At 67.9% G+C, this 7,016-nt stretch carries 6 protein-coding genes and 1 tRNA gene; 4 read left to right on the forward strand and 3 right to left on the reverse strand.

Going from position 1 to position 7,016, the window contains the following annotated elements; translation table 11 throughout:
• Positions 1–351: 351 nt before the first annotated feature.
• On the reverse strand, positions 352–642 hold the full coding sequence (locus tag ABZZ74_RS51775; RefSeq protein ID WP_356951093.1) for a hypothetical protein: 291 nt from the start codon (positions 640–642) through the stop codon (positions 352–354).
• A gap of 241 nt (positions 643–883) precedes the next feature.
• Here ABZZ74_RS51775 and ABZZ74_RS51780 point away from each other — a divergent pair, with 241 nt between their 5' ends.
• Together ABZZ74_RS51780 and ABZZ74_RS51785 are read left to right on the forward strand one after the other, a co-directional pair.
• Positions 884–2,497: an IS1634 family transposase gene (locus tag ABZZ74_RS51780; protein ID WP_356951094.1), complete on the forward strand. Its 1,614-nt coding sequence runs from the start codon at positions 884–886 to the stop codon at positions 2,495–2,497.
• 131 nt (positions 2,498–2,628) lie between these two features.
• On the forward strand, positions 2,629–3,189 hold the full coding sequence (locus ABZZ74_RS51785) for an IS1634 family transposase (RefSeq protein WP_356951095.1): 561 nt from the start codon (positions 2,629–2,631) through the stop codon (positions 3,187–3,189).
• 6 nt (positions 3,190–3,195) lie between these two features.
• Here the strand turns inward: ABZZ74_RS51785 and ABZZ74_RS51790 are convergent.
• Together ABZZ74_RS51790 and ABZZ74_RS51795 are read right to left on the reverse strand one after the other, a co-directional pair.
• Positions 3,196–4,022, reverse strand: a protein-coding gene (locus ABZZ74_RS51790) for an IS5 family transposase (RefSeq protein WP_356951096.1) whose coding sequence is annotated in 2 segments (ribosomal slippage) — positions 3,196–3,662 and positions 3,662–4,022 — 828 coding nt in all. Because the reading frame shifts where the segments join, the coding sequence is not laid out codon by codon here.
• Between the two features lie 694 nt (positions 4,023–4,716).
• Positions 4,717–4,800, reverse strand: a tRNA-Leu gene (locus tag ABZZ74_RS51795).
• Positions 4,801–6,087: 1,287 nt separating this feature from the next.
• On the opposite strand from ABZZ74_RS51795, the gene ABZZ74_RS51800 reads away from it, so the two are divergent.
• Together ABZZ74_RS51800 and ABZZ74_RS51805 are read left to right on the forward strand one after the other, a co-directional pair.
• Positions 6,088–6,564, forward strand: a complete 477-nt coding sequence (locus ABZZ74_RS51800) for a hypothetical protein (protein WP_356951097.1) — start codon at positions 6,088–6,090, stop codon at positions 6,562–6,564.
• Positions 6,565–6,828: 264 nt separating this feature from the next.
• On the forward strand, positions 6,829–7,016 hold a 188-nt coding region (locus tag ABZZ74_RS51805), incomplete at its 3' end, for a hypothetical protein (RefSeq protein ID WP_356951098.1).

Below are 7,016 nucleotides of genomic sequence, written 5' to 3' on the forward strand. Positions count from 1 at the left end.
CTCCTCGGTGACGAAACCGATGGTGTACGCGTAGGCGGTCGCGCTCGCCCGGACGGCCTCGGCGCCCCGCATTCCACACACTCTCGCCCCGGGTGGCGATGTTGTGGGAAGCGCTCCGGTCGGGGTGGGCAACGACCCCGCACCCCCGGCAGATGAAAGCCCCTGCTCGACACGGTTTCACTTGTCGACGTGGCCGCACTCGGCGCACATCTGCGAGGGTGCTTTTCTTGTTGAGTGAGGTCGGTGAGAGCGCCGTGTCCGGCATGGTGACTGTCTCGTTGCGGTAGCAGCGGGGTCGGCCGCCCCGCGCTCGGGCTCCCGCACATCGTGCGGGCCCGTCGGGTCCTGCGCCTAGGGTTCCACCTCCTGCGGCGCCGCGGGCGGCGCGGGCTGCTGCTCCGTCGCGGCGGCCCTCTGCCACGTTGCCACGAGCCGTGCGTACGTCACCGGCCGTCCCGGGATCTTCAGCGCCGCCATCAGGTCGAGCAGCCGCAGCCGCGCGGCCTGTTGCCCGACCGGGGCGTCCTCCTCGGCACCGTCCAGGCGGTGCACCAGGGCGTCCAGGCCCTCACCCGTGACCGGCCGCCCGGCACCGAGGTGCAGGACACGGCGAGCCAGGTCCGCAGTACGGCGCACGGTCATCAGCCGCTCGACGGCAAGTGCTCCGGACCCCCGTACACCTCACCTACCAGGCCAGCGAGCCACCAGACCTCAAGGGGGTTGGCCTCACCCACCCGTTCGGCGAGCGTCCCTAGACCTGTCCTCCGCACATGCCTCGTTCGGTTGGATCGAGGTGTGGGCGGTGTCCGGTTGTCGGTGTAGTCGTTGATGTGATGTGTCGAAGATTTCGCGTGCCAAGCGGCCACGGGTGCAGCGTCCACGGATGAATGTGGAGATCGCGCCGGTGGTGGAGAGGCGTCTGGGCGCTCTGCCTGCCTCTGCCGAGTTTCTGCGCCGGCTGGACGTGGCCGGGATCGTCGACGAGCTGTGCCCGGTCCGTGAGGTTGCGCATCTCACCCATGGGCAGGTCATCGAGGTGCTGGTGGCCAACCGGCTGTCCGCGCCCGCGCCGCTGGTGCGGGTGGGTGACTGGGCCCGTGAATGGGCGGTGGAGGAGGTCTTCGGGACCGAGGCGGATCTGCTCAACGACGACCGTATCGCCCGTGCTCTGGACGCGATCGCGCCCGAGCTGGAGGGCATCGTCGGCAGTGTGGGAGCGAGCGCGATCGCCGAGTTCGGCATCGATGTCTCGCGCCTGCACTGGGACATGACCAGCATCTCCCTGCATGGCGCCTACGAGGACCCCGAGGATGGCTTCCCGCAAGTCAAGTACGGTCACCCGAAAGACCGCAGGACAGATCTCAAGCAGATCCAGGCCGGGATCGCGATCTCGGCGGACGGCGGGATCCCCGTCTTCCACCGCGCCTACGACGGCGGAGCCGGCGAAGTCGCCCAGGTCGTCGGGGCGATGACCGCCCTGCGCAGGCTGGCCGCACCCCGCGACTTCCTGATGGTCGGCGACTCGAAGCTGGTCTCCTACCCCAACCTGCTGGCCCTGGCGCAAGCACAGGTGCGGTTCATCGCGCCGGCCCCCGCGGCCAAGATCCCCGATGACCTGTATGCCGGCCTCGACCCCGACAGCGCCCGTCTGGTCGACTACACCGCCGAACGGGACGCCCAGAAACCGTATGAGCAGCGCGGACGCTACCGCGTGCTGGAAGACACCCAGACGCTGACCGGTCCGCGCAAGAGCGACCCGCAGATCACGGTGCGCCGGATCCTGGTCCATTCCACCGCCAACGCCGCGGCCCAGCAGGCAGCCCGGGCCCGGCGCCTTCAGCAGGCCGGTGAGGAACTGGACAAGCTCCAGCACGCCTGCGGCGGCCGCTACTACAGCACCGCCGAGAAGGTCACCGCCCGGATCGGCGTGATCGTCAGGAAGCGGCGCATCGCCTCCTGCCTGGTCACCGACATCGGCGTCGACACAGCCGGACGCCCCACCCTGACCTGGCACTTCGACCAGGACACCCTGGCCCGCCAAGCCGCAGCCGACGGCTGGTACGCGCTGCTGAGCACCCTTGAGCCCACCGAGGCCGACGCCGCGGAGGTCCTCATCCGCTACAAGGACCAGCCGATGGTCGAGCGACGCTACAGCGACTTCAAGGGCCCGCTCGCCGTGGCCCCGGTGTTCTTGCAGCACAACCGCAGGATCTCCGCTCTGATCACCGTGATCTGCCTGGCCCTGCTGGTGTTCTGCCTCATCGAACGCCAAGTCCGCCAGGCCCTCGGCGGCAATCAGACGATGCGCGGTCTCTACCCCGACAACCGGGCCGTCCGCCCGACCGGACGCATGATCCTCTACCACCTCGCCAGCCTGCGGATGCGCGCGGGAACCACCACCGACCCCCCAACCATTCTGATCAACCGCGGGGTTCAAGCCCACCTCCTCGAGTTACTCGACATCGACGAAACCCGCCCACGCTGGCCGGACACCTGAAACCCCATGTGCGCGGGTGACTGAATCGGCTGGTTCGGGGCCTGTGGGAGTGTCTGTTGGGGTCGTGGCCGCGTTGGTGGGGTGTGACGAAGTCTTCCCGGTCCCCGCGGCCACGGACGATGCGTCCGCGCATGGAATGCGTGGTCAGCGCCGTGGTGGAGAAGCGTCTGGGCGCTCTGCCTGTCGCTGCCGAGTTTCTGCGCCGGCTGGATGTGGCCGGGACCGTCGACCGGTTGTGCCCGGGCCGGGACATCGCCCACCTGACGCACGGCCAGGTCATCGAGACGCTGGTGGCCAACCGGCTGACCGCGCCCGCCCCGCTGTGGCGGGTGGACGACTGGGCACGTGAGTGGGCGGTGGAGGAGGTCTTCGGTATCGAGCCGGAACTGCTCAACGACGACCGGCTGGGCCGTGCCCTGGACGCCGTCGCCCCGCACCTGACGGAACTCACCGACAGCATCGGGGCCCGCGCGATCGGCGAGTTCGGCATCGATATATCCACCTGCCACTGGGACATGACCTCCATATCCCTGCACGGCGCCTACCCGGCCGACGACCAGGACGAGGACTATCCCCGCATCAAGCACGGGCATCCCAAGGATCGCCGCTACGACCTCAAGCAGATCCAGACCGGCCTGGCTGTGACCGGCAACGGCGGCATCCCGCTGCTGTCCCGCGTCATCGACGGCTAAGAACTCCTAACAAAGCGTGAGTACCTTGAGTCGTCGCCAGCAGATGATGCTGCAGGCGAGGCTGAGGAACGCTTCGTGGATGTCGTCGCGGATCTCCCAGGGGATGCGCAGGCGGCGGAACCAGTGCAGAAGTGCGAAGCTCTGCTCGACGACCCACCGGTGAACACCCAGGCCGGTGCCATGCTCGGTGCCACGTCGGGCGATGACCGGGGTGACTCCGACGTCCCGGACCTGCCTGCGGTACGTGTCGTGATCGTAGCCGCGGTCGGCGTAGAGCCTGTCGGGGTGTCGGCGGGGCCGTCCGCGTCGGCCCCGCACCGGCGGGATGGCCTCGATCAAGGGCATGAGCTGGGTGACGTCATTGCGGTTTCCGCCGGTCCGTGACGCTGCCAGAGGGATGCCGTGCGCTTCGGTGATCAGATGGTGCTTCGAGCCTGTTCGGGCACGGTCGACCGGGCTCGGTCCGGTTTTGGGCCGCCCTTCATGGCCCTCACATGCGAGCCGTCGATCACCGCCCTCGACCAGTCCAGCGCGCCGGCGGCGTGCAGCTCGGCCAGCAGCGATTGATGCAGACACTGCCAGACACCCGCGTCGTTCCAGTCGCGCACGCGCCGCCAGCAGGTCATGCCGGAGCCGAAGCCGAGTTCCTGGGGCAGGAACTCCCACGGAATGCCGGTGTACAGCACGAACAGGATGCCCGACAGCACCTTGCGGTCGTCCAGGCGCTTGCGCCCCGGGTGATCCGCACGCCGCGGCACGATCGGCAGCAACGGCTCGATGCGCGCCCATAGCTCATCGGACACGATCCACGGCAGCTGCTCACCCCTTCTCATGTGCTGGCCAACGCACCATCAGGCACCCATATTCCAAGGCAAGTTGGAACATTCTATTAGGAGTTCTAAGCCGCAAGGATCTCCCGGATCACAGGAACGATGAACGCCCTGCGCGCGATGGCCGGTCCCCGGGAGGTCCTGCTGGTCGCGCACCCCAAGCTGGTCTCTTGCCGCAACGTCACCGCCCTGATCAAGACCCGGACGGACTTCATCGCCCCGGCCCCGGCCTCCACGGTCGACGACGCGGCCTATGCCGCCCTCGCCCCGGACGCGGCCACCACCGTGGACTACACCCCCGCCCGGGACGAGAACACCCCGGCGGAGCGGCGCGAGACCTACCGCGCTCTCAGAACCGCACTCCCGGCAGACCCGCCGCCCGTTCCCTGCGAGCGCTGCCACCAGCCCGTCACCGGCGCGCCCGGCATCCGCTACGACGACGTCCCGCCCGAGGATGGCCGGCACTGTCCCGACTGCCGCACCAACCTCGCCCGCCGGCCGCCAGGCTTGTTCAAAGCCTTCTTCGGCCGCGGTAGTTGGGAGCCGAGCAGCCTGTCCGCACGTAGGTGGTCCGTGCCGACTGCGTTCGGCACGGACCCACTTGGACAGTACTGCCTGACGCTGCAGGGCATCCTCGTGCGCGTACGGTGCTTGTCGTCGCTCGCCGTGTACGGGGGCCTCAGCGCTGTCGTTCATGTAGGAGTGGAGGGACTCGAACCCTCACGTCCGATAGGACACCGGGACTTGAATCCGGCGCGTCTGCCAGCTCCGCCACACTCCCCACACTTCAGCACTCACTGCACTCCGGCCCCGGATTCGACAAGACCCGGGACCAGGTGGCAAACCCGTGCACCGCCGTCACGCGATGCACGGATCGCTGTGCTGTGCTGTGAAGCGATCAGCCTAATATCCCAACACCCCGCCATCGCCGCTTCGTTGACGGGGTCGTCGCGCCGCGGACACCCGCGATCAGCGCACGTGCATCATCGAGGCCGTTGGCGTACGCCCTGCTTCTCCGGATGATGATCACTCGGTGGGGCAATATCCTCGAACATCTCTGCCTGCGGTTGCGCCCGTGACCAGCTCGCGGTCCGTTCGGTGGGCAGGGGGATCACAGGCGTGGCTGCCATGTCTGGCGAGAGCCGCCGCTCCCCGCTCCGGCCAGAGAAGGAGGGAGCGGCGGCCGATCCCCTCTCCCCTCGGTGAAGTGATCTCCGCTACACGCATGGTCCGTGGCCCATCACCCGGCGTCACTCGTTCGATACCATGCCGGCGCAGGCGGCGTTGACCTTCCCCCGAGCCATCAACCGGCGATTAGCCCAGTAGTGAACCGATTTGCCCGCTCTTTGGCGGACTCCCTCGGCACTATAAACGCAAAGGCCTGAATCGCCCGGTTCCCGGGTCCAACGGTGTGCGTCCGCAGCGGAGTTGCCCGCGCCTGACCAGCCGTGCATCCTGACGCTCCCAACAGGGTGGCCTTCTTGGCCGGAGCCCGCCGACCGCTGGATCTGCCACTCGCCAGACACCCGTGCGGTGCCCCAGCACCGCCGGGCCAAAACCAAGGAGACCAACCGCGTCGACCGCTCTGCCCTCCGCGCCGCCTCCCGACCCGTCCGCTCAGGGCGCCGACAACGACAGTCCCCACGGTGTCCACGTACGCATCGGACGTCACTTCGAGCTCAAGCTCTACCTTCCCCCGCCGTCCTGGCGGCGCTGCTGGGCGGTGGCACCACCACCGCCACCCTCGTCACCATCCTCGCCCGGTAGCCGAGCCGGCCAACGGCGGCGGAGCCAGCCAACGGCGCCGCCGCCGTGCACGACCCTGACGCCAGCAACCCCAGTGCCTTGCCGACAACCGTGACCTGCCCGCGAAGCAGCACGGTGATCGGGGTGGCCGAGTTCGCGGCGCTGGGCAGGACGGGCAAGAGCCAAGGGGGAGGCCAAGGCTTTCCTGTACGTAGTTGTCCTGTTCCCGATCTTTATCGCTGCTTGTCTCCACACCAGGATGGGTCCCCGCTACGAGGCACTCGCCTGAGCGGGGTGCCTCAGAGGTCACGAGGAGAGCAACGTGAGCATTCCGTTACGCACGGCTCTGGCAACGCTGGTCACCACCGCGGCGCTGGTCGCGAGCCCGAGCCTGGCAGGTGCCGCATCGGCGGCAGCTGAGTCGGCCCAGGCGACCCAACTCCAGCAGAGGGTGAACAACTACCTGGCCACGCACCCCGGCACGCATCGATTCTCCGCGAACAAGATCGCGATCCCCGGAGGCAGCCTGACCCTCACTGCCCCCGGGAGCAACGTTGCCGCACCCGCATGCAGCAACGGGCACCTGTGCATCCAGGACGGTACAGGGGCCAGGTACGACTACTACTACTGCGGCCTCTACGACTTCAACGGCATCGGTGACGGCACGTTCAACAACAACCAGACGTCGGGCACCGTGGCCAGGTTCTACAACTCCGACGGCAGCCTGCGCTGGACCAACACTGCCAAGGACACCGGCACCGCATCGTGGACTCCGGTCTACCGGATCCGACCGTGCTGAGTGCGTGAGTACGTCGACACCGGCTGGTCCTGGCCGGACGATCATCGACACCAGTTAACTAGGCCAAGTTCACCGCGGTGAACTTGAGAACGATCAAACTGGGGCCACCTGACGGGCTCCGGATGGAGGGCTCGCTGCCGAGACGTAGCGGGCCCTCCGAAGGTCGCAGAAGACGTGTCGTGAGTGCTGAGACCGCGGGCGCACGTCTCTTCCGGCGCCTCACTGAGCCCGCGCCGGCTGGCGGTCGGGAGCACAATGGCACCCATGAGTAACTCAGGGCTGCCTGCCGACGTCGACGAGATTATGGACCTCGTCGGCGCATGGGCCGAGGTGTCCGGCCACCTCAAGTGGAATGAGCAGGCCAGGATTAAGGCCGACATGATGAATGTCCGGCACCGCTGGTCTTCTTCCCGTGTCTCCCTGGAGGCGCTTCGCAGCAAGTGCCAGGCGAT

The sequence above is a fragment of the Streptomyces sp. NPDC006476 genome (genome assembly GCF_040612015.1).
GTDB classification, from domain to species: domain Bacteria; phylum Actinomycetota; class Actinomycetes; order Streptomycetales; family Streptomycetaceae; genus Streptomyces; species Streptomyces griseorubiginosus_B.

Excerpts from the sequence above, each read along its gene's own strand:
- ABZZ74_RS51775 (WP_356951093.1), bottom strand. The coding sequence starts at position 642 with ATGACCGTGCGCCGTACTGCGGACCTGGCTCGCCGTGTCCTGCACCTC.
- ABZZ74_RS51780 (WP_356951094.1), top strand. The coding sequence starts at position 884 with ATGAATGTGGAGATCGCGCCGGTGGTGGAGAGGCGTCTGGGCGCTCTG.
- ABZZ74_RS51785 (WP_356951095.1), top strand. The coding sequence starts at position 2,629 with ATGGAATGCGTGGTCAGCGCCGTGGTGGAGAAGCGTCTGGGCGCTCTG.